Source organism: Stenotrophomonas maltophilia group sp. vghtpe118 (assembly GCF_052605195.1).
The window spans coordinates 1,479,587-1,501,138 of sequence record NZ_CP199672.1 but is presented as its reverse complement, the minus strand read 5'-3'; the positions used below and the strand labels follow the sequence as shown (position 1 = coordinate 1,501,138).

General features: G+C 68.0%; 18 protein-coding genes. 9 read left to right on the top strand and 9 right to left on the bottom strand.

Annotated features, from left to right (window positions below):
* Positions 1-190: 190 nt before the first annotated feature.
* Entirely contained in the window at positions 191-928 is a 738-nt protein-coding gene (locus tag ACUDTM_RS07045) for an SIMPL domain-containing protein (protein ID WP_072168531.1), read from the bottom strand.
* Positions 929-1,058: 130 nt separating this feature from the next.
* Here ACUDTM_RS07045 and ACUDTM_RS07040 point away from each other — a divergent pair, with 130 nt between their 5' ends.
* The 4 genes from ACUDTM_RS07040 to tldD are packed head-to-tail and all read left to right on the top strand — an operon-like array spanning position 1,059 to position 8,539.
* The gene (locus tag ACUDTM_RS07040) at positions 1,059-1,667 is read left to right on the top strand and encodes a Maf family nucleotide pyrophosphatase (RefSeq protein ID WP_065179231.1); all 609 of its coding nucleotides are present in this window, start codon (positions 1,059-1,061) and stop codon (positions 1,665-1,667) included.
* Positions 1,660-3,147, top strand: coding sequence for a ribonuclease G (gene rng / locus ACUDTM_RS07035; protein ID WP_005418079.1), 1,488 nt, complete (start codon positions 1,660-1,662; stop codon positions 3,145-3,147). Before ACUDTM_RS07040 ends, rng begins: the two co-directional genes overlap by 8 nt.
* A 30-nt stretch (positions 3,148-3,177) precedes the next feature.
* Positions 3,178-7,035, top strand: a complete 3,858-nt coding sequence (locus tag ACUDTM_RS07030) for a YhdP family protein (RefSeq protein WP_088496584.1) — start codon at positions 3,178-3,180, stop codon at positions 7,033-7,035.
* Between the two features lie 58 nt (positions 7,036-7,093).
* Positions 7,094-8,539: a metalloprotease TldD gene (gene tldD / locus ACUDTM_RS07025; RefSeq protein WP_072168528.1), complete on the top strand. Its 1,446-nt coding sequence runs from the start codon at positions 7,094-7,096 to the stop codon at positions 8,537-8,539.
* A gap of 41 nt (positions 8,540-8,580) precedes the next feature.
* Here tldD and yjgA read toward each other — a convergent pair whose 3' ends face one another.
* Positions 8,581-9,168: a ribosome biogenesis factor YjgA gene (gene yjgA, locus ACUDTM_RS07020; RefSeq protein ID WP_088496583.1), complete on the bottom strand. Its 588-nt coding sequence runs from the start codon at positions 9,166-9,168 to the stop codon at positions 8,581-8,583.
* Positions 9,169-9,236: 68 nt separating this feature from the next.
* On the opposite strand from yjgA, the gene pmbA reads away from it, so the two are divergent.
* The gene (gene pmbA, locus ACUDTM_RS07015) at positions 9,237-10,604 is read left to right on the top strand and encodes a metalloprotease PmbA (protein WP_088496582.1); all 1,368 of its coding nucleotides are present in this window, start codon (positions 9,237-9,239) and stop codon (positions 10,602-10,604) included.
* 87 nt (positions 10,605-10,691) lie between these two features.
* Positions 10,692-11,063, top strand: coding sequence for a DUF4870 domain-containing protein (locus tag ACUDTM_RS07010; protein WP_005418071.1), 372 nt, complete (start codon positions 10,692-10,694; stop codon positions 11,061-11,063).
* Positions 11,064-11,138: 75 nt separating this feature from the next.
* Here ACUDTM_RS07010 and ACUDTM_RS07005 read toward each other — a convergent pair whose 3' ends face one another.
* The 5 genes from ACUDTM_RS07005 to ACUDTM_RS06985 form a co-directional block, all read right to left on the bottom strand.
* A complete protein-coding gene (locus tag ACUDTM_RS07005) occupies positions 11,139-12,017 on the bottom strand; it encodes a polyprenyl synthetase family protein (RefSeq protein WP_072168525.1) in 879 nt (292 codons plus the stop codon).
* Positions 12,007-12,267 (bottom strand): exodeoxyribonuclease VII small subunit, encoded by a 261-nt coding sequence (locus ACUDTM_RS07000; protein ID WP_072168524.1) that lies wholly within the window; start codon positions 12,265-12,267, stop codon positions 12,007-12,009. Before ACUDTM_RS07000 ends, ACUDTM_RS07005 begins: the two co-directional genes overlap by 11 nt.
* Before the next feature lie 36 nt (positions 12,268-12,303).
* Positions 12,304-13,590 (bottom strand): tRNA lysidine(34) synthetase TilS, encoded by a 1,287-nt coding sequence (gene tilS, locus ACUDTM_RS06995; RefSeq protein ID WP_172412115.1) that lies wholly within the window; start codon positions 13,588-13,590, stop codon positions 12,304-12,306.
* 540 nt (positions 13,591-14,130) lie between these two features.
* On the bottom strand, positions 14,131-14,676 hold the full coding sequence (locus ACUDTM_RS06990) for a WG repeat-containing protein (RefSeq protein ID WP_072168522.1): 546 nt from the start codon (positions 14,674-14,676) through the stop codon (positions 14,131-14,133).
* The gene (locus ACUDTM_RS06985; RefSeq protein ID WP_072168521.1) at positions 14,673-16,379 is read right to left on the bottom strand and encodes an alkaline phosphatase; all 1,707 of its coding nucleotides are present in this window, start codon (positions 16,377-16,379) and stop codon (positions 14,673-14,675) included. Before ACUDTM_RS06985 ends, ACUDTM_RS06990 begins: the two co-directional genes overlap by 4 nt.
* A gap of 154 nt (positions 16,380-16,533) precedes the next feature.
* On the opposite strand from ACUDTM_RS06985, the gene ACUDTM_RS06980 reads away from it, so the two are divergent.
* Positions 16,534-17,868, top strand: a complete 1,335-nt coding sequence (locus ACUDTM_RS06980) for a dicarboxylate/amino acid:cation symporter (protein ID WP_072168520.1) — start codon at positions 16,534-16,536, stop codon at positions 17,866-17,868.
* A gap of 287 nt (positions 17,869-18,155) precedes the next feature.
* Here ACUDTM_RS06980 and ACUDTM_RS06975 read toward each other — a convergent pair whose 3' ends face one another.
* On the bottom strand, positions 18,156-18,929 hold the full coding sequence (locus ACUDTM_RS06975; protein ID WP_053497133.1) for a C40 family peptidase: 774 nt from the start codon (positions 18,927-18,929) through the stop codon (positions 18,156-18,158).
* 131 nt (positions 18,930-19,060) lie between these two features.
* A complete protein-coding gene (locus ACUDTM_RS06970) occupies positions 19,061-19,600 on the bottom strand; it encodes a C40 family peptidase (RefSeq protein ID WP_005418044.1) in 540 nt (179 codons plus the stop codon).
* A gap of 111 nt (positions 19,601-19,711) precedes the next feature.
* Between ACUDTM_RS06970 and ACUDTM_RS06965 the strand changes: the two genes are divergently transcribed.
* Both ACUDTM_RS06965 and ACUDTM_RS06960 read left to right on the top strand, forming a co-directional pair.
* Positions 19,712-20,194, top strand: coding sequence for an FKBP-type peptidyl-prolyl cis-trans isomerase (locus tag ACUDTM_RS06965; protein WP_005418041.1), 483 nt, complete (start codon positions 19,712-19,714; stop codon positions 20,192-20,194).
* Between the two features lie 99 nt (positions 20,195-20,293).
* On the top strand, positions 20,294-21,538 hold the full coding sequence (locus tag ACUDTM_RS06960) for a DUF418 domain-containing protein (protein WP_088497841.1): 1,245 nt from the start codon (positions 20,294-20,296) through the stop codon (positions 21,536-21,538).
* The last annotated feature ends 14 nt before the right edge of the window (positions 21,539-21,552 follow it).

Genomic DNA, 21,552 nt, shown 5'->3' with positions numbered 1-21,552 from the left:
GTCCTCAACGCACCAGGGTCCGTGGCGGGGTTGCCGCACGCGGCTGGCAGTCCATCAGTAGCGCGGCATGGCGGCCACTGCCTAGAGGCAGGGGCATGCGCGTTGGGCTGGCCTTCAGCCAACGCCGCCGGAATACACGAAAAAGGCGGGCCCCTGCGGGACCCGCCTGTGTCGGCCGTGCCGGGCGCGATCAGCGGCCCAGTTCGAACACCACGTCCAGGTTGACCGAGACGGTCGATTCACCCGGTGCGACCGGGGTAGCCTTGTCCATCGCCGCGCCGGCGGCCATGGTGCGCATCATCGGCATCGGGCGGAAACCGCCGTTGCTGTTTTCAGAGATGCTGACGATGCGGCGCACCTGCAGGCCCAGCGATCTGGCATAGGTCTGGGCGCGGGCCTGGGCCTTCTTCAGGGCGGCCAGGCGGGCTTCGTCATAGACCGGTTCGGGCTGGTCGATCTCAAACTGCGGACCGTTGATCTGGTTGGCCCCCTGCGCGGCCAGCGCGTCGAGCACCTTGCCGAGCTTGGCGATGTCGCGGACCTTCAGGCTGACCGTGTTGCTGGCCTGGTAGCCGGTGATCTTCGGTGCCTCATTGTCGGCATAGCGGTACTGCGGGTTGAGGCTGACGCCGCTGGTCTGCACGTCGCGCTCGGCGATGCCGGCGGCCTTGATCGCGGCCAGCACCTTGTCCATCTGCTGGGCGTTCTGGCGCATGGCGCTGTTGCCGTCGGCAGCCTGGGTGACCACACCGGCCGACAGGGTGGCGACGTCCGGCACGCGGGTGGCGTCGGCGTTGGCCGAGATGTTCAGCAGGGTGCCTTCGGCCGCGGCGGCGATCGACGGCGACGACGGAGCGGCATGAGCAGTCATCGAGGTTCCAAGGGCGAGGGACAGGGCAAGCAGCAGCGGGGTGGCGGTCAGGCGCATGGGATCTCCTTGTTGTGCCGGTGAGGGTGGTGTCGTAGCGATGAACGCGCTGTGAGCCTGTTCGGGGTTGTACGCGTTCCGTAACGGGTTGCCGACGATTCAGGTGGCGGCGTCAGGTTATGCTGTGCCGATGCTCTATCTTGCTTCCCGCTCCCCCCGACGCAACCAGCTGCTGGCCCGACTCGGACGCCCCTTCCAGGCCCTTGACCTGGAGGTCGTCGAGCAGCGCGCGGCCACTGAAAGCGCCGAACAGTATGTATGCCGGGTCGCCGCCGACAAGGCGCGCGCCGGGCTGGCCCGGGTGCTGGCCGACGACCCGCAGGCGCGGGTGCTTGGTTCGGATACCGAGGTGGTCCTGGACGGCGAGGTCTTCGGCAAGCCGGTCGATGCCGCTGACGCGCGGGCGATGCTGGCGCGGCTGGCCGGGCGCACCCACCAGGTGATGACCGCCGTGGTGGTGGTCGGCGCGGGCGGCCTGGACAGCGAGCTGGTCATTTCCGAAGTGACCTTCGCCCCGATCGATGCCGCCGACATCGCCGCCTATGTCGCCACCGGCGAGCCGCTGGACAAGGCCGGCGCCTACGCCATCCAGGGTGGGGCCGAACGCTGGATCGAACACCTTTCCGGCAGCTACTCCGGCGTGATGGGGCTGCCGCTGCTGCATACCGATCGTCTTCTGGCGCGCTGTGGCGTGCCGGTCCCCACTGCCGATGCCGCCAGGGAGGCTGCCGATGTCTGAGGAAATCCTGGTCAATGTGACCCCGCGCGAGACCCGTGTCGCGGTGATCGAAAACGGCATGCTGCAGGAACTTCACATCGAGCGCGGTTGGCGCCGTGGCGTGGTCGGCAACATCTACAAGGGCAAGGTGCAGCGGGTCATGCCCGGCATGCAGGCCGCCTTCGTTGAAGTCGGCCTGGAGCGCGCGGCGTTCCTGCACGCCAACGACGTGGTGCGGCCGGCGCCGGTGGCCAGCGCCGACACCGAGAACACCACCCTGCCACCGCCGGCCAGCGTGCCGATCGTCGAGCTGCTGCGTGACGGCCAGGACATCGTGGTGCAGGTGGTGAAGGACCCGATCGGCACCAAGGGCGCGCGCCTGACCACGCAGATCAGCATTCCCTCGCGCTACATGGTGCTGCTGCCGCAGTCCAAGGTGGTGGGCGTGTCGGCGCGCATCGAAGACGAAACCGAGCGCGCCCGCCTGAAGGCGCTGGTGACCGAACTGTCGGCGCAGCACGGTGGCTACGGCTACATCGTGCGGACCAACGCCGAAGGGCAGCCGGCCGAGGCCATCGCCGAGGACATCGCCTACCTGTCGCGCGTGTGGAACGTGGTCGAGCGCCGCGGCCGCGAGGCGCCGTCGTGCAGCATCATCTATGAAGACCTGAGCCTGCCGCTGCGGTCCGTGCGCGACCTGATCCGCAAGGACGTGGACAAGGTGAAGGTGGACTCGAAGGAGACGTTCGGCCAGTTGCAGGCCTTCGTCGCCAAGTACATGCCGGTGCTGGCCGAAAAGCTGGAGCTGTATTCCGGCGACCGCCCGATCTTCGACATGTTCGGCGTGGAAGACGAGATCGGCCGCGCGCTGGACAAGCAGGTGCCGTTGAAATCCGGTGGCTACCTGGTGATCGACCAGACCGAGGCGATGACCACCATCGACGTCAATACCGGTTCGTTCCTCGGCCAGCGCAACCTGGAAGAGACGGTGTTCCGCACCAACCTGGAAGCGGCGCAGGCAGTGGCGCGTCAGCTGCGGCTGCGCAACCTGGGCGGCATCATCATCATCGACTTCATCGATATGGATGATGCAGAGCATCGCCGCCAGGTGCTGCGCACGCTGGAAAAGGCGCTGGCCCGCGACCATGCCAAGACCACGGTGTACGACTTCTCGCCGCTGGGCCTTGTGGAAATGACCCGCAAGCGCACGGTCGAAAGCCTGGAGCGCCAGCTGTCGGAAACCTGCCCGCAGTGCAGCGGCCGCGGCAGCATCAAGACCACCGAGACGGTGACCTACGAGATCTTCCGCGAGATTACCCGCGCCGTGCGCCAGTTCGATGCCGCGCGGCTGCTGGTCATCGCGTCGACCAAGGTGGTCGCGCGCATCACCGACGAGGAGTCCTCGGCGGTGGCTGAGCTGGAGGAATTTCTCGGCAAGAGCATCCGCTTCCAGGCGGACGAGCAGTACCTGCAGGAGCAATTCGATGTTGTTCTGCTCTGATCCTCGCCGGCTGCGGGCCGGCGGTGGCCGATGAGCGCGCCGCCGCGCCTGCGACTGCGAAGGATCCGCCGTCATTTCATTGCCGCCTGTGCGGTGGGCCTGGTCGGGCTTGCACTGCTGGTGGGCACCTTCAGCCAACTGCTGCCGCTGGCCGAGCGTCATCCCGACAGGATCGCCGCCTGGCTGAGCGAGCGGGCTGGCCAGCCGGTGCGTTTTGACCAGCTGCAGACGACCTGGACCCGTCGTGGCCCGCTGCTGCAGCTGAAGGGCCTGCGCATCGGTGCCGGGCAGGGCCTGGCGATCGGTGAGGCCGAGGTGCTGGTATCGATGTACAGCGGGCTGCTGCCCGGGCGCTCGTTGACCGAACTGCGCCTGCGTGGCCTGGCCCTGGACCTGCAGCAGGGCGACGACGGACGCTGGTCGGTGCGCGGGCTGCCGCAATCCGACAACGGGGGGGATCCGCTGGATGCGTTGCGCCGGCTCGGCGAGCTGCAGGTGATCGGCGGCCGCCTGGGCGTGCACGCGCCGGGGATCGGCATCGACACCACGCTGCCGCGCATCGACCTGCGCATGCGGGTCAATGGTGATCGCCTGCGCGTGGGTGTACGCGCCTGGGCCGATGCGCAAGCGCTGCCGCTGACGGCGGTACTGGACGTGGACCGTGCGCGCGGCAACGGCCAGGCCTGGCTCGGCGCCGACCCGGTCGATTTCCATGCCTGGTCGCCCTTGCTGGCGGCCGGCGGCGTGCGCCTCCGCGAGGGCAAGGGCGAGCTGAACCTGTGGCTGACCCTGCGTGATTTCGCGCCGGTCGCGCTGACCACCGATTCGGACCTGCGGGACGTGCGCGTCGACGGTGCACCGCTGCCCGGCGTGGCAGCGCCGCAGCTGCAGCTGCAGCGGCTGCAGGCCCGCCTGCGCTGGCAGCGCCAGGCCGATGGCTGGGCGTTGCAGGTGCCGCGCCTGCGCCTGAAGACCGAAGATGGCGCACAGCAGCTCGATGGCCTGCAGCTGCAGATCGGCAAGCAGCTGCGGGTGAACGCCGGTGCGGTGCAGGCCGGCACCGCGCTGCGAGGGCTGGCCCTGAGCAATCTCCTTGAACCGGGTCTGCGGCGCTGGCTGTTCCTGTCCAGGCCGCAGTTGGAGATGCGCCGATTGCAGTTGGCCGGCGAGCGTGATGGCCCGTTGCGGGCACAGGGCGAACTGCAGTCACTGGGCTTTGCCAGCGTCGGCAATTCTCCGGGCCTGCGCGGCCTCGGGGGGCGTTTCGAAGGCGATGCCGATGGCTTCAGCCTGCAGCTGCAGCCGCAACGGCAGCTGCAGTTCGATTGGCCGACCGGCTTTGGCGTGCGGCATGACCTGCATCTGGCCGGACAGATCGTGGGGTGGCGCGACGAGGGCGGCGGTTGGCGGATCGGAACGCCGGCGATGCGCGTGGAGGGCACCGACTACGCGGCCGACGTGCGCGGCGGCGTCTGGTTCCAGGGCGACGGCACGCGGCCGTGGCTGCAGCTGGCCGCCAAGCTGGACGACGTGCCGATGACGGCAGCCAAGCGCTTCTGGATCCACTCCAAGATGAGCAAGGGCGCCACCGACTGGCTGGACATGGCACTGGCCGGCGGCCAGGTGCGTGGTGGTGTCGGCCTGGTCACCGGTGACCTGGACGACTGGCCGTTCGACAACAACGATGGCCGCTTCGAGGCCACCGGCCACATCAGCAATGGCGACATCCGCTTCCAGCACGATTGGCCGCTGATGCGCCAGGTCGATGCCGATATCGCCTTCATCGGCCCCGGCTTCGAGATGCGTGGACGTGGCGACCTGGCGGGCGTGGCGGTGCAGAAATTCGAAGCCGGCATTCCGGACTTCGGCCACCAGCCGCTGTACGTGCGCGCCGACGCGCCGAGCGAGGCCGGCAAGCTGCTGGCGATGCTGCGCCAGAGCCCGTTGCACAAGGACTATGGCGATACCCTGGACAACCTGGTCGCCAGTGGTCCGGCACATGTGACTTTCGATCTGCTGCAGCCGCTGCACCACGATGAAGGCGGTGGTCATCTGCAGGGGACGGTCGACTTGACCGGCGTGAAGCTGGTCGACAAGCGCTTCCAGCTGGCCTTCGACAACATGCGAGGGCAGGCGCGCTACAGCAATGGCGGCTTCGGCGCCGACGAACTGGCGGTGCGCCACCTCGGCCAGGATGGCCGCCTGAGCCTGCGCGCTGGCGGCTACGTGCACGACAGCACGCAGGCCTTCGAATCGAAGCTGACGGCGCATCTTGATGCGGGCGTACTGATCGACCGCGCACCGGAAATGGCCTGGCTCAAGCCCTACATCACCGGCACTTCAGCGTGGACCATCGCGGTCAACCTGCCCAAGGTGGCCCCGGGGGCGCCCGCGCCGCCGAGTGAACTGCGGTTGAGTTCGGATCTGGTCGGCACGCGGCTGGACCTGCCGGCACCGCTGGACAAGCCGGCCGCCGAAGCGCTGGCGACCACGGTGGCCGCGCAGTTGCCGATGGGCGCCGGCCGCATCGATGTGGCCTTCGGCCAGCGCCTGGCCCTGGCCGCACGCAGCCACAACAACCAGACCGGCGTGCAGGTCACGTTGGGCAGTGATCATGTTGATCGTGAGCCGCCGCCGAGCGGGCTGACGGTCAATGGCCGCAGCGCGACCCTGGATGCGCTGGAGTGGATCGGCCTGGCGCGGGGCGGCGGTGACGACGATGCGATGCCGCTGCGAGCGGTGGACGTCCAGGTCGGCCAGTTGAAGCTGATCGGCGGCGTGTTCGAGCAGACCCGGCTGCAGCTGCACCCGGGTCCACAGGCACTGGATGTGCGCCTGGACGGCCCGTCGCTGGCCGGACGCCTGACCGTCCCCAATGCGGACGGTGGCACGATCAGTGGCCAGCTTGACCGCGTGCACTGGCAGTCACTGCCGGCGGCACCGGGTGCGCCGGCTGCACCGGCGCGGGTACAGGCCGGTGCCAACGACATGGACCCGGCCAAGCTGCCGCCGTTCGCGCTGGACATTGCCGACCTGAAGTTCGGCAAGGTGGTGCTGGGCCAGGCGGTGCTGCGCACGCGGCCGCTGGCCAACGGCCTGAACGTGGATGAGCTGCGTTTCCGTGCGCCGGACCAGGAGATCGACATCAGCGGTCGCTGGCTGGGCCGGACCGGCGGTGCCCGTACCGAGTTGACCGCACAGGTGCGCAGTGAGGATCTGGGTGGGTTGATGCAGAATCTTGATTACGGTGGCCAGTTGCGCGGCGGTTCCGGCCAGGCGCAGTTGCAGGCCTCGTGGAGCGGAGGCCCGTCGGACTTCCAGCTGGGCAATCTGCAGGGCAGCCTCGACCTGCACGCGCGCAATGGCCAGCTGCTGGAGCTGGAGCCAGGCGCCGGCCGCGTGCTGGGCCTGCTCAGCGTCGCGCAGCTGCCGCGGCGCCTGATGTTCGACTTCCGCGACTTCTTCTCCAAGGGCTTCGCGTTCAACCAGATCGACGGCAGCATGCAGTTCGGCCAGGGCATGGCGCGCACCGACAAGGTGCTGATCGAAGGCCCGGCGGCCAACATCACCATCCGTGGCCAGGCCGACCTGCGCAACCAGCGGTTCGACCAGACCATCGACGTCAACCCGCGCGCGGGCAACCTGCTGACCGTGGTCGGTGCGGTGGCCGGCGGCCCGGTGGGGGCCGCGCTGGGCGCGGCCACCAATGCGGTATTGTCCAAGCCGCTGGGCGAGATTGGCGCCCGAACCTACAAGGTGACCGGTCCATGGAAGGAACCTAAGGTGGAAGTGATCGAGCGCAGCCGCGACAAGACCCCATCACCGCCCGAGCCGGCGTCTGCACCGGCCATTCCGCCGACCGTCACCGACCTGCCGCGCTCGCGCTGAGCGCGGTTCCCTGTTCACGGGGCTTGCCTGAGCGCCCCCGCACCCCCAGATCGAGACCATGACTGATATCGCCCTGACGCTTGCCCAAGACCGCCTGCTGCGCCCCGGCGGCCTGGATACCGCTGGCCTGGAGCGCACCTTCGGCCAGTTGCTCGGCCCCGGTGTCGACTTCGGTGACCTTTATTTCCAGCACGCCCGCCGCGAGAGCTGGAGCGTGGAAGACGGCATCGTCAAGGACGGTGCCCATTCCATCGAGCAGGGCGTGGGCGTACGTGCGATTTCCGGCGAGAAGACCGGATTTGCGTACTCCGATGACATCCATGCCGACGCGCTGCTGGCGGCGGCGCAGTCGGCGCGCGCGATCTCGCGTGAGGGCGGTGCGCAGTCCGGGCGATCGCTGCTGCGCGGCAATGCGCGTGCACTGTACCCGGCGCTGGACCCGATCGATGGTATCGGCAACGAAGCCAAGGTCGAGGTGCTCAAGCGCCTGGATGGTTACCTGCGTGCCGCCGACCCGCGCGTGAAGCAGGTGATGGTGAGCCTGTCCGGCGGCGTCGATACGGTGCTGATCGCCCGCAGCGACGGTGTGCTGGCGGCCGATGTGCGTCCGCTGGTACGCCTGAATGTGCAGGTGATCGTCGAGCACAACGGCCGTCGCGAGTCCGGCTATGCCGGGGGCGGTGGCCGCTATGGCTACGAAGACCTGTTTGCCAGCGGCCGCCCCGAAGCCCTCGCCCAGGAAGCGCTGCGCCAGGCGCTGGTGAACCTGGAAGCGGTGCCGGCGCCGGCCGGCATGATGCCGGTGGTGCTCGGCCCGGGTTGGCCGGGCGTGCTGCTGCACGAAGCGGTCGGCCACGGCCTGGAAGGCGACTTCAACCGCAAGGGCACCAGCGTCTACGCCGGCCGCATCGGCGAGCGTGTGGCGGCACCGGGGGTGACCATCGTCGACGACGGCACCCTCGACGGCCGCCGCGGTTCGTTGAACATCGACGACGAAGGCCACCCCAGCCAGTGCACCCCGCTGATCGAGGACGGCATCCTGGTCGGCTACATGCAGGACAGCCTCAATGCGCGGCTGATGGGCATGGCCCCGACCGGCAACGGGCGCCGTGAATCGTTCGCGCACCTGACCATGCCACGCATGACCAACACCTACATGCGCGCCGGCGAGCACGACCCGCAGGAGATGATCCGTTCGGTGAAGAAGGGCCTGTACGCGGTCAACTTCGGTGGTGGCCAGGTCGACATCACCAATGGCAAGTACGTGTTCTCGGCCACCGAGGCCTACCTGATCGAGGACGGCCGCATCACCACGCCGGTGAAGGGCGCGACCCTGATCGGCAACGGCCCGGAAACCATGCAGAAGGTGCGCATGGTCGGCAATGACCTGGCCCTGGACGAGGGCGTGGGCATCTGCGGCAAGGACGGGCAGAGTGTGCCCGTGGGTGTCGGCCAGCCCTCGCTGTTGATCGAGGGCATCACCGTCGGCGGTACCCAGGCCTGAGCGTGGCGATGGCCACAGCAACCGCCCGGGCCGACGGGGACTCAGTCCTCGTCGGCCTCGCCGGTCCCGATGTGGTCGGCGTCTTCGGCGCCGGCCTTCAGGCCCAGCGCGGCTGGCAGCATCAGGCCGCGCAGCACCTGGAAGATCTCGCGGTAAGCGCGCGGCGGCTTGTTCCTGGCCTTCTCGGCCTGCGCGTTGCGTACCAGCGTGCGCAGCTGCTGGCGGTCGGCCTGCGGATAGTCATCGAGCAGAGCGGCCAGCGCCTTGTCTCCCTCGGCCAGCAGGCGGTCGCGCCAGTCTTCCACACGGTGCATCATCGCCACTTCGCGGCGGCCGGTTTCGCTGTTGGCGTCGAGCGCATCGCGGATCGCATCCAGCGTGGCCTCTTCTTCGCGGCGCATGTGCTTGGCCAGGAACGCCAGTTGGCGCTTGTGGGCGATGTGGGCGGTGATGCGCTTGCACTCGGCGATGTGCGGCAGCAGGTCTTCCGGAATCGGCAGGCGCGCCAGCTGGGCCGGGGTCAGCGACACCAGCTTCTCACCCAGGGCCAGCACGTCGAGTGCATCGCGCCGGTTCTGGCTGCGGCTCTTGTCGTGGAATTCACCGGTTTCTTCGTCGCGTCCGCGCATCGTCCCTACCTGATTTCAAAAAAAGTCGCCAGGCGTGATGCCGGGCCCAACCCGTACAGGATAAAGCATTGAACGTGATCGCCCCTGAAGTGGCCGTCGGCGACGACAGCCTGGCCCGGCTGGAACGGCTGGCCGACCTCTCCCAGCAGCTGCTCGACCGCGCCCGCGCGCTGGGCGCCAGCCAGGCCGAGGTCAGCTGCAGCGAGGACCGCGGCCTGGAGGTCAATGTCCGCCTCGGCGAGGTCGAGACCGTGCAGTCCACCCGTGACCGTGGCATCGCCGTGACCGTCTATTTCGGGCAGCGCAAGGGCAGTGCCAGCACTGGCGACCTGAACGAGGCCAGCCTGGCCGCTACGGTCGAGCAGGCCTGCGCGATCGCACGGCATACCGAGGATGACCCGGCCGCCGGCCTGGCCGAGGCCGCACTGATGGCCACCGACTTCCCGGACCTGGATGGCTGGCACCCGTGGGCGCTGCAGGCCGATGAGGCGGTGGACCTGGCGCTGGCCTGCGAGGCCGCTGGCCGCGAGGCCGATGCGCAGATCCGCAATTCCGATGGCGCTTCCGTGTCGAGCATGCAGAGCCTGTCGGTGTACGCCAATTCGCATGGCTTCTTCGGCCGTGAGCGCGGCACCCACCATTCGATCGGTTGCGCGCTGATCGCCGGGCGGGGCGACGGCATGCAGCGCGATGGCTGGTACACCAGCGCGCTGGCGCAGGGGGACCTGGAAGACGTGGGCCTGGTCGGCCGTCGCGCCGCCGAGCGCACCATCGCCCGCCTGCAGCCGCGTTCGTTGGCCACTGGCAGCATGCCGGTGCTGTTCGCCCCGGAAGTAGCGCGCAGCCTGGTTGGCCACCTGCTGTCGGCAGTGTCCGGCGGCGCCTTGTACCGCCAGGCCAGTTTCCTGCTGGACAGCGTCGGCCAGCGCCTGTTCCCGGAGTGGATGCAGATTGACGAACTGCCGCACCTGCGCCGCGGCCTGCGCTCAGCCGCCTTCGACGGCGACGGCGTGGCCACCCGTGCTTCGGCGCTGGTCCGTGACGGCGTGCTGCAGCGCTATGTGCTGGGCAGCTATTCGGCGCGCAAGCTGGGCCTGCAGACCACCGCCAATGCTGGCGGCGTGCACAACCTGCAGCTGGCGGCCAATGCCGGCTCGCTCGAAGAGATCGCCCGGCAGATGGGTGACGGCCTGCTGGTGACCGAGCTGATGGGGCAGGGTGTGAACGGGGTGACCGGCGACTATTCGCGCGGCGCCGGCGGCTTCCGTGTCGAGAACGGCGAGATCCAGTACCCGGTGGACGGCATCACCATCGCCGGCAACCTGCGCGAGATGTTCAGCAGCATCGAGGCGGTCGGCAGCGACGTCGACCCGCGCTCGCACATCCGGACCGGCTCGATCCTGCTGGGGCGGATGACCATTGCCGGTAATGATTGATGGCATCGATGGCGTAAGCTATGCCCGCCTGACGCATCCAGCTTGGTGCTGGTGGGTCAAGACCACCCAATGAAAAGGAGTTTTGTCGTGAGTGAATTCGATAACGTCCCGCCGCCGCCGGCAACCACCAATGCCCCGGCCGACCAGCGCACGATGGCGCTGGCCGCGCACCTGCTGGGCATCTTCACCTGGTTCATCGGCCCGCTGATCATCTGGCTGATCAACAAGGATGACGCCAGCAAGTCCTTCGTGACAGACCAGGCCAAGGAAGCGCTGAACTTCCAGATCACCATCACCATTGCGATGCTGATCTGCATCGTGCTGACCATCGTGATCATCGGCGGCATCCTGGCGCCGATCGTCGGCATCCTGAACCTGGTGTTCTGCATCATCGCCGCTGTGAAGGCCAACAACGGCGAAGCCTACCGCTACCCGTTCGCGCTGCGCCTGGTCAAGTAATACCGTCTGCGTGCGCAAACAGGAACGCCCGGCATTGCCGGGCGTTCCTGTTTGGCGCCAACGTCACGCCAGCGATCAGTGATCGCGTTCCACCGCCAGTGTTGCCAGCGCGCGCAGCGCATCGGCTTCTTCGCCATAGTCGGCCAGCGTGGCCTGCATGCGTGCGGCCAGTTCGCGCAGCTGCGCCTTCGCACCGTCCATGCCGAGCAGCGCGGGGAAGGTGCTCTTGTCCTGCGCCTGGTCCTTGCCGGCGGTCTTGCCCAGCTGTTCGGAACTGGCTTCGACATCGAGGATGTCATCGCGGACCTGGAAGGCCAGGCCGAGCGCGTCGGCGAAGCCGTCCAGCTGGGCCAGCTGTGGTTCGTGGGCCTGGCCGCACAGCGCGCCCAGGCGCACTGCCGCGCGGATCAGCGCGCCGGTCTTCAGCGCATGCATGCGGGTCAGTGCCGCCAGCGTCTGCTGCTGGCCGGTGGCGTCGATGTCCAGCGCCTGGCCACCGCACATGCCGGAAGCGCCGGAGGCGTGGGCCAGGGTCTGCAGGCAGGCCACGCGCAGCGTGGCCGGCAGCGGCGCATCGGCCAGCAGACCGAAGGCGCGGGTCTGCAGGGCGTCACCGGCCAGGATCGCAGTGGCTTCGTCGAAGGCGATGTGGGTGGTCGGCTTGCCGCGTCGCAGCGCGTCATCGTCCATCGCCGGCAGGTCGTCGTGCACCAGCGAATAGGCGTGGATGAGCTCGACGGCCATCGCCGCTGCGTCAAGGTGTTCAGGCTGCGCGCCAAACAGATGGCCACTGGCGTACACAAGCAGCGGTCGCATGCGTTTGCCACCGCCCAGCACCGAATAGCGCATGGCCTGGTGCAGGCGCTGCGGTGCTTCGGCGGGCGAGGGCAGGGCGGCGTCGAGCTGGCTTTCGATACGGTCGCGCCAGCGCGCGAACAGAACCTCAGCCGTCATGGCTGGGCGGATCGAAAGGCTCGGATGTTTCCGGCTGCGCCGGATCGCTGAGCAGGCGCACGCGCAGTTCGGCCTGTTCCAGCGCCTGCTGGCACTGGCGGTACAGACCGACGCCGCGTTCGTAAGCACTGAGCGAGGCTTCCAAGCTCAGCTCGCCGGTTTCCATCTGCTCCACCAGCTGTTCCAGCGATTCGAGCGACTGCTCGAACTGGGCGACCGGGGAGACGTTTTCGGGGGACTTCTTGGCCATGCGGCAAGTGTGGACGGGCTGCGCGCGGGGGTCAATTCACCAGCCGCCGGGACGCCACTGCAGCTGAGCATCCTGGGCCTGCAACCAGGCTTGCAGAGGGGCCGCAATGACCACGTCGGCGGCAGCGAGCAACTGTGGCCCATCGAAGATCAGCGGCAGCTGGGCGCGCCGCCAGGGGGCCAGGTGCTCGCGTTGCAGGCAGTCCTTCAGAGCATGCGAATGCGGGCGACCGGGCAGCACGATGCGCTCGCCGCCCACGCGCGCACGGACCTGAAGCGGGCGTTCGAAGGCCGCGGCGCCCCGCAGGCGCAGTTGACCACCATCGGGCAGCGGCAGGGGGGCACGCCCATCCCATTCGGCCTGCCACCCGCGGGGCAGCGATGGCAGCTGTGCGGGCAGCAGATAGGCGTGATCGCGCCATTGCTGGATGGCATGCTCGTGCCAGCGCACCCGCGCGTGGCGATCGTTGCCGGCCGGCAGCAGTTCGTGCAGACCCTGCTGCAGTACCGTGGCCGGCAGTGGGGCGGCACCGTGGCCGATCACCCAGGCGCGCAGCACGCGCGCGGCACGCCCCGGTGACACCTGGCGCAGCAGTTGCAGCGAAAGCACGCGTGGTGCCACTTCCAGGTGGGCGATCAGCTCGGCGTCTTCCTCGTCCAGCAGGGCACGGGTCTGCCCGCAGTGCATTGCGCTGCCCGCCAATGCCGCAGCCGCATGCGGCCAGCGCTGGCGCAGCAACGGCAGCACCTGCAGGCGCAGGAAGTTGCGATCGGCGTGGTCGTGGCCATTGCTGGGGTCTTCGATCCAGCGCAGCGCGTGCTGGCGCGCGTAGTCGAGCAGCGCGTTGCGCGTTGCCGGCAGCAGGGGGCGCCATAACGGATGCCCGCCAATGTGGCTGTGTGCGGACATCGCCGCCAGGCCGTCAATACCGGAACCGCGCAGGGCACGCAGCAGGAAGGTCTCGGCCTGATCGTCCTGGTGCTGCGCCAGTGCCAGCGTTTCGCCGTCGCGCAGTTCGGCCGCGAAGGCGGCGCGTCGCGCCTGCCGCGCCGCGCCTTCAAGGCCGAGGCCCGCGCGATTGTCGATCTGCACGTGATGCACGGCCAGTTCAATGCCCAGTGCCGCGCATTGCTGCTGGCAATGCAGCACCCAGCCGTCCGCATCGGCCTGCAGGCCATGGTGTACGTGCACCGCACGCAGCGCCGTGCCGGAGGCCTGTGCGCAGCGCCACAGCCAGTGCAGCAGCACGGTCGAGTCGACACCACCGCTGTAGCCCACCAGCAGTGGCGCATCCAGCGGAACGAGGGCAGGGAAGGCAGTCACGCCGGCAAGTATAGGGTTGCTCGGCAGGGCTGCGCCCTGCACCCGCAGAGGCCACGGCCACGGCAGGAGCCGAAGCAACAGCAGAAGCTGGTTTCCTGCGCGTCGGCGCGGTGGGTCCGGTTGCGGGGGCGTGAGCCGCATGGATGCGGCGACCGAGCTTACATGGACGTACTTGCAGCGCCCCCCGCAACCGGACCCACCCCGCCTTCGACAGTTTCCTGCGGTCTGTTGGACATGTTGATGGGGTCAGATCCGTTTTCCGCAGGAAAACGGATCTGACCCCGGATTCAATTCGATATCTGACAGATCTGATCCACGCATGGCGTGGATGGTCCAACCGTCACCGGAAATCTGTCGGGGGGTGGGGCGGTGTGGGTGGGCAGGACCGTTGGCGCCATGGATGGCGCCATCGAGCCCCCATGGACGGGTTTACGGTGTGTCCTGACCAGCCACACCGTCCCGCCCAACTCACAGAAAACCAGAGCCGCTTTTGATCTTGATTTGGCTTCGGCAGGTGCAGGGCGCAGCCCTGCCGAAACCCTACTTCACCCGGCGGCCCGAGCGGTCGATGCGGAACCGCTCTCCGCCTTCCATCGGCGTGTGGCCATCGGCATCCGGCGTGCCGCGCCGGCAGCCGTTGCAGACCTCGGCCACGCCATCCTGGAATGGCCAGGCGAAATCGAAGGTGCCGGGCACCACCTGGCGGAACTTCAGGTCGAAGTAGCCGACGCGGCTGCCGACGCGGCCGCGCAGCAGGCCTTCCTGCGGCGTTTCCGGGCCGTTGTCCCAGGTCAGCACCGGCAGGCTGCGGCCCGTGCGGTCGACGTAGTGGAAGCCCTGGTCGGCATACACCACGGCCAGGCCGTGGTCGTCGTAGTTCAGGTCCTTCAGCGTATCGGCGCTGATCTTCAGCCGGTGATCGACCACCTCGCAGTTGGGGAGCGGCCACAACCCGTGTTCGTCGGTCAGCAGCTTGCATGCCGGTGCCTGTGCCTGTGCATTGGCACTGACCAGCACGCCAAGCATTGCCAGCGACCGCGCAAGGCGGCCGCTGGCAGGGGCAGGGCGGGCCTGCCGCGCGATCACTTTGCCTCGGCCTTGCGTTCGAAGGCCGCCGGTGCCGGCAACTGCACCGGCACGCCCTTGTCATCGCAGGTGCCGGCCTGGCACAGGCGTTCGCGCAGGGCCGGGGTGGCCTGCACGATCATGTGGTAGATCGCGTTCTGTTCCAGCGTGCCGCGGATCGCCTTGCTGCCCGGGCCACGTGCCCAGATGCCGACGTCCTCACCACCATGCGATTCGGACTTCATCGGCACCAGCGCTTCCTGCATGTAGTCCGGATGCTCGGTGTCGACCTCGCGCAGGTTCGGGCGACCGTTGGCCGGTTCGAAGCTGCTTGGGTTGTGCGGGTAACGCTTCGGCCCGGCCGGCTGCTGGTTGCTGCTGCCGGTGTGGCCTGGGCCGTTGGCGTAGCTCAGCGTGGTGTACGGCTGGCCGGTGCCGTCCAGGGCGTAGTCCAGCTTGCCGGCGCCGTCTTCGCCGCCCTTGTCCTTCACCTTGCCCAGGATCGGGTTGCCGCGTGCCGGGTAGCCGACGAAGTTCAGCGTGTGCGAGTGGTCGGCGGTGACGATGATCAGGGTGTCGTCGGCCGAGGTCAGCTCGTTGGCCACGCGCACCGCATCGGACAGCGCCACGGTCTCGGTCAGTGCACGGTAGGCATTGCCGCTGTGGTTGGCGTGGTCGATGCGCGCGCCTTCGATCATCAGTACGTAGCCTTCCGGGTGCCTTGAAAGGTTCTTGATCGCCGCTGCGGTCAGTTCGGCCAGGCTCGGCTCACCGCCCGGATCCTGCGGGCGCTCGTACTCGTAGCGCATGTGGTCCGGCTCGAACAGGCCAAGGATGGCCGGCGCATTTGCGGCTGCGGCCAGCTGCTTGCTGTTCCAGACATAGGCACCCTGCGGATGCGCCTGCTGCCATTCCTGGACCAGGCTGCGGCCGTCCAGGCGCTGGCCGACCTTGTCGTCGTATTCCGGGTCGCGCTCTTCCACGGTGGTGAACTCACCACGGCCGCCACCAAGGGCGACAAGCGGACCGCGCCCATAGCGCGAGGTCGACAGCAGCTGCTGGGCGATGTCCTTGCAGCCGGCCGCCTTGGCCGCTTCAGTCAGGTCGGTGTCGTTTTCCCAGTTGCGCTCGGGCGAGTGCGCGTAGGTGGCAGCGGGGGTGGCATGGGTCAGGCGGGCGGTGGATACCACGCCGGTGGCCAGGCCGGCGCTGTCGGCCAGCTGCAGCCAGGTCAGCAGGCCCTTGGACAGGCTGTCGGCACAGTCGGTGCGGCTTCCGGCACTGACGCCGATCGCGCCCATGTGGGTCTTCACGCCGGTGGTGATGGCGGTCATGGTGCCGGCCGAATCAGGCGTCTGCGAATCGGTGTTGTAGGTCTTGCTGAACGCCGTGGCCGGGAAGCGTTCCCAGGACAGCAGGTTCTCCTCGCCGGAGCCGCCCTTGCGCTGGCCCTCGTAGATGCGCGAGGCGGCCACGGTGGTCAGGCTCATGCCGTCACCGAGGAACAGGATGACGTTCTTCGCCTTGCCGGACATCGCACCATTGGCCGCAGCCTGGGCGGCACCGCTGCGGTACCACCACTGCGGGGTCTCGCCGGCCGGATGGGCGACGGGATCGACGGCGACCTTCAGGCCGGCCGGGGCGGACGCGGGGGCAGTGCTGGCGCAGGCGCCCAGCAGGAGGGTGGTGGCGCAGGCGGCCAACAGGGAGACGGAACGACGCATGGACGCTGGGATCTCACAAACTGTAACGGGACATTCATTATGCCCGCCCCAGCAAGGCACGCCGATGACACACTGATTTGCCGGCCGGGCGGTCGTTCTGCGGGCTGCCTTGGGCTATCGTGCCAGCATCCCTTCCTTCCCCTCTGGATTGCCTATGACGCTGGTCTCTGCCTGGCTGCGGATTCCGTTCTGGCAGCGCGTGGTCGGTGGCTTCGTGCTCGGCGCGCTGGCCGGCTGGGCGCTCGGCCCGGCCGCGGAAACGTGGTTCGGCCCGCTCGGTGAGCTGTACGTCACCCTGATCAAGATGATCGCCGTGCCGCTGGTGTTCTTCGCGGTCATCAACGCGATTTCGTCGCTGCACGGGCAGAAGTCCGTGGCCGCGCTCAGTGGGCGCACCTTCCTGTGGTTCGTGATCACCGCCGCGCTGGCAGTGTGTGTCGGCCTGGCCGTGGGTACGGTGCTGCAGCCCGGCGCGGGTGGCCTGCAGTTGTCGATGGCCAGCAACTACGTGCCGCGCGAAGTGCCCAGCGTGGTGCAGGTGCTGCTGGACGTGGTGCCGGCCAATGTCTTCTATGCGCTGTCCGGCATCGGCACCAAGGTCAACGCGGCCGGTGAGACCGTGCTGGCCGCGGGTCGCGGCTCGATCCTGCCGGTGATCTTCTTCGCCGGCCTGGTGGGCTTTGCCATCGTCAAGCTGGGCGAGAAGGTGACCGAGGCGCGCAAGCTGGTCGGCCAGATGAGCGACATCATGATCCAGGTGACCCGCTTTGTGCTGGAAGTCACCCCGATCGGCACCTTCGGCCTGATCGCGGGCCTGGTCGGCAGCTATGGGTTCGAGAAGCTGCTGCCGCTGGGCCATTTCGTGCTGGCGTTGTACGTGGCCTGTGCGCTGCACATCGTGGTGGTCTACAGCGCGCTGCTGCTGGCGCACGGCCTGAACCCGCTGAAGTTCTTCCGTGGCGCCGCACCGGGCATGCAGGTTGCGTTCGTCAGCTCGTCCAGCTTCGCTGCGATGCCGGTGGCGCTGCGTTCGATCACCCACAACCTGGGCGTGAACAAGGACTACGGTTCGTTCGCGGTGCCGCTGGGCGCCAGCATCAAGATGGACGGCTGCGGCGCGATCTATCCGGCGCTGTGCGCGGTGTTCATTTCGCAGTACAGCGGCGTGCCGCTGACCCCGGAGCAGTACGTGGTGGTGCTGATCGCCTCGGTGCTGGGCAGCTTCGGCACCGCCGGCGTGCCGGGTACTGCGGTGATCATGGCCACGGTGGTGCTGAGCGCGGCGAACCTGCCGCTGGAGACCATCGGTTACCTGTATGCCATCGACCGCATCCTGGACATGATGCGCACGATGACGAATGTGACCGGCCAGATGCTGGTGCCGGTGCTCGTGGCCAAGGAAACCGGGCTGCTCGACCAGGCGGTGTATGACAATCCGTCCAGCAATGTGGGCGTGGACGATCCTGACCCGACTCCGCCACGCAGCTGAGGTTGCGTGGAGATGAAAGGCCCGCCTGACCGGCGGGCCTTTTGCTTGGGGATGGCCGACGCGGTGCCGGCCAAGGGGCATTCCTCGTAGATCCACGCCATGCGTGGAGGGAGAGACACAGTGCCGACCAACGGTCGGCACCTACCAGGGCGGTCGGCGGTGGCACAACGAGCAGGTCCCAGTAGATCCACGCTATGCGTGGATGGGGGGCAATGGATTCCTGCCAACAAAAAAGCCGCTGCAGGGCAGCGGCTTCTCGCGTCAGGCGGCGCCGTAGCGCCAGCGGGTCAGAGGTCGACCCGGCGGGCCTGCATGAACTTGTTGCCCCAGTAGCCACTGAGCAGGGTGTCCACGCGCACGTCCTTGCCCGAACTCGGTGCGTGCAGGAAGCGGCCGTCGCCGACATAGATGCCGACATGGTCGACGCGGCCCTTGCGGCCGAAGAACACCAGGTCACCGGCAGCCAGCGCGGTGCGGTCGTTGATCAGTTCGGCGTTGTCATCGTGGGCCATCTCGCGCGAGACGCGCGGCAGCTCGATGCCCAGGGCCGAACGGAACACATAACCGACCAGGCCGCTGCAGTCGAAACCGCTGTCCGGGTTGCTGCCACCCCAACGGTACGGGGTGCCCAGCAGGGTCATCGCGCGGCGCAGCAGCGACTGCACCTTGCCGTTGTCGGCGGCGGTACCGACAACGCTGCCATTGGCGGCGCTGCTGGTGTCGTAGTTGGCGAGCAGGCGGCTGAGGTCGCCGGCCACCACGGCCGAGCGGTCCATCAGCGGAATGGTGTCGTTGGCGGCCAGGTGCGGCAGCAGGGCGGCCAGCGTGGCGCTGGCGGCGGCATCGACGCGGCTGCGCTGCGGAGCGGCAGCCTCGGCCTTGGCGGCCGGTCGGGCGGCGCTCTCGGCCACCGGGGCCGGGGGCACATCGGAACGGTTCGGAGCAGTCTGCGACCAGGCCGGAAGGCTGGTCAGGCACAGTGCCAGGCCAAGCAACAACGGGCGGGCACTGCGTGAAGATACGGAAGTCTGGCCTTCGCTTTTCAGGTCGTCAGTCGTCACGCGTCGGTCACAGGAAAAAAACGATGGGGCATCATGCCCTGTAAAACCGCCGATAAGTTAAAAATTCCGTTAGTAAAACGTTATTTCAGTAGTGATTTACGTCACAGTTTTGAACATATCGCCTGTTCATTTTAGCGAAGGACGCGTTTCGCCCCTGTGTAGTGGTCTTTCCAGTAGGGGCCGCTGAGCGAGTCGAGGCGTACCGTCCCGCCGGTACTCGGCGCGTGCACGAAACGCCCCTCACCTACATAGATGCCGACATGGGTGACGCTGCCTCGGCTGCCAAAGAACACCAGATCGCCGGTGGCCAGGCGCTGCGGATCGATCTTCGGGCCCTGTACGGCGGCCAGGTCGCGCGAGGTGCGCGGCAGTCGCAGGTCCAGCATTTCGCGATAGACATAGGCGACCAGGCCGCTGCAGTCGAAGCCCGAATCCGGGGTGTTGCCGCCATAGCGGTAGGGCGTGCCGACCAGGCTGATGGCCCGCATCAGCACCGAGTTGGCGGCCTCGGGGTTGTCCGGCACGGTCTTCGGCCAGTTCGCCGTCGGCGGGGGCGGCGCCGGGCGGGTGGCCTTGCCGCCGCCACAGGCGGTCATCAACACGGGCAGGGCCAGCAGCAGGGCCGGGGCGAGAAACCGGCGCGGGCCGGACGAAACTGGCGTGATGTGCATGATCTCCGGATAATGCGCCACCTTGGATTGGCCGTCATGATGGCGGCGTCCCCGCCGGGCGACAACCCGCCCCAACCCGCCTGCCTCCGGCAGATCCAGACAGAGTTGCGCATGAAGATCGAAAAAGACCGCGTTGTCCGCTTCCACTACACCGTTTCCGAAGTCGGCCAGGAGCCGATCGAGTCGTCCAAGGACCGCGGCGAGCCGCTGGCGATCCTGATCGGCCACGGCAACATCATCCCGGGCCTGGAAAACGCCATGATGGACAAGGAAGCCGGCGCGACCTTCAACGTCGACGTCAAGGCGGCCGATGCCTACGGCGAGCGTCGTGAAGGTCTGTCCCAGCGCGTGCCGAAGAAGCACTTCGGCAACACCAAGCTGGCCCCGGGCCAGCAGGTCGTGCTGCAGACCAACTTCGGCCCGCGTGCGGTGACCGTGCAGAAGGTCGGCATGAGCGTCGTCGACGTCGACCTGAACCACCCGATGGCCGGCAAGGACCTGCACTTCGACGTCGAGATCGTCGACGTGCGCGAAGCCGGCAAGGAAGAGATCGACCACGGCCACGTCCACGGCGACGGTGGTCACCAGCACTGATCGCAGCGCGATCGTGATGGATGCAGCGGCCCGCTTCGGCGGGCCGTTGCGTTTCTGGAACACGGCGCGGCCATCCATGGCGTACGGGCCGGCGGCATAATGGCGGACCTGCCTGACGGACGCCCCGTGAACGCCGCTTCTCCTTCCCTGCAGCCGGTCGCTTCCGGCGAACGCATCGCCGTGCTGGACGTGCTGCGCGGTGCCGCGCTGCTGGGCATCCTGCTGATGAACATCGAGGCCTTCAGCGGACCGCTGGACCTGGCCTTCACCGGCATCGACGTACATTGGCAGGGCATCGACTACTGGGCCGATGCCTTTGTGTACGTGTTCGTGCAGGGCAAGTTCTTCACCCTGTTCTCGCTGCTGTTCGGCGCCGGCTTCGCGGTGATGGCGCAGCGCGCTGAGGCCGCCGGGCGCGACTTCACCCCGTTCTACCTGCGCCGCAGTGCTGGCTTGCTGCTGATCGGCCTGTGCCACGCGCTGCTGGTCTGGTCCGGCGACATCCTGGTGATGTACGCGTTGGTCTCGTTGCCGTTGCTGGCCTGCCGCGAGGCGCCGCGCAGCTGGCTGCCGTGGATGGGCGTAATCGTCTATCTGGGCGGCGTTGCGCTGATGCTGCTGGTGGGCGCGATGGTGTCGATGGCTTCGGCCGAAGAGGTGCGGGGCATGCTTGCCGAGGCGCAGCAGAGCATCGACCTGCAGCGGCAGGTGTACGGGCAGGGCAGCTGGGCGCAGGCCACTGTGCAGCGCCTGAGCGAGTTCGGCACCTCGATGGGCGCGCTGCTGATCACCGGCCCGGAAGTGCTGGGCATGTTCCTGATCGGCAGCTGGTTCGCCGCCAGCGGCGCGTTGGCGACGCCGGAGCGCTTTCCGCGGCTGTACGCGGTGCTGCGTTGGGGGGCACTGCCGCTGGGCCTCGTGGTCACGCTGCTGGGTATTGCCTGGAAGCCCTACCTGGCGCCGGGTGCCTACGGCCTGCCGGTGACAGCGGCGATGGCGCTGGTGACGATCGGTGGCCTGCCGATGTGCCTGGGTTACCTCGCGTGGATCGTGCATTGGCGTGCGCGGTTGGCCTGGCTGGCACCGGTCGGGCGCATGGCGCTGACCCACTATCTTGGTCAGTCGCTGCTGTGTACCTGGACCTTCTACCACTATGGCCTGGGCAGGTTCGAGATGATGCCGCGCAGCGTGCAGCTGTTGTTCGCGCTGCTGCTGTTTGCCGCGCAGGTGGTCTTCTCGCACCTGTGGCTGCGCCATTTCCGCTTCGGCCCGATCGAGTGGATATGGCGTGCGATGACCTATCGGCAGTGGCCACCGATGCGGCGCAGCACGGAGCAGGGGTGAGCGATGGGCACGCA

What these genes read in the sequence shown, in the direction of transcription:
- ACUDTM_RS07045 (WP_072168531.1), bottom strand. Translation starts at nt 928, where the DNA reads ATGCGCCTGACCGCCACCCCGCTGCTGCTTGCCCTGTCCCTCGCCCTT.
- ACUDTM_RS07040 (WP_065179231.1), top strand. Translation starts at nt 1,059, where the DNA reads ATGCTCTATCTTGCTTCCCGCTCCCCCCGACGCAACCAGCTGCTGGCC.
- rng (WP_005418079.1), top strand. Translation starts at nt 1,660, where the DNA reads ATGTCTGAGGAAATCCTGGTCAATGTGACCCCGCGCGAGACCCGTGTC.
- ACUDTM_RS07030 (WP_088496584.1), top strand. Translation starts at nt 3,178, where the DNA reads ATGAGCGCGCCGCCGCGCCTGCGACTGCGAAGGATCCGCCGTCATTTC.
- tldD (WP_072168528.1), top strand. Translation starts at nt 7,094, where the DNA reads ATGACTGATATCGCCCTGACGCTTGCCCAAGACCGCCTGCTGCGCCCC.
- yjgA (WP_088496583.1), bottom strand. Translation starts at nt 9,168, where the DNA reads ATGCGCGGACGCGACGAAGAAACCGGTGAATTCCACGACAAGAGCCGC.
- ACUDTM_RS07005 (WP_072168525.1), bottom strand. Translation starts at nt 12,017, where the DNA reads ATGACGGCTGAGGTTCTGTTCGCGCGCTGGCGCGACCGTATCGAAAGC.
- ACUDTM_RS07000 (WP_072168524.1), bottom strand. Translation starts at nt 12,267, where the DNA reads ATGGCCAAGAAGTCCCCCGAAAACGTCTCCCCGGTCGCCCAGTTCGAG.
- ACUDTM_RS06985 (WP_072168521.1), bottom strand. Translation starts at nt 16,379, where the DNA reads ATGCGTCGTTCCGTCTCCCTGTTGGCCGCCTGCGCCACCACCCTCCTG.
- ACUDTM_RS06980 (WP_072168520.1), top strand. Translation starts at nt 16,534, where the DNA reads ATGACGCTGGTCTCTGCCTGGCTGCGGATTCCGTTCTGGCAGCGCGTG.
- ACUDTM_RS06970 (WP_005418044.1), bottom strand. Translation starts at nt 19,600, where the DNA reads ATGCACATCACGCCAGTTTCGTCCGGCCCGCGCCGGTTTCTCGCCCCG.
- ACUDTM_RS06965 (WP_005418041.1), top strand. Translation starts at nt 19,712, where the DNA reads ATGAAGATCGAAAAAGACCGCGTTGTCCGCTTCCACTACACCGTTTCC.
- ACUDTM_RS06960 (WP_088497841.1), top strand. Translation starts at nt 20,294, where the DNA reads ATGGCGGACCTGCCTGACGGACGCCCCGTGAACGCCGCTTCTCCTTCC.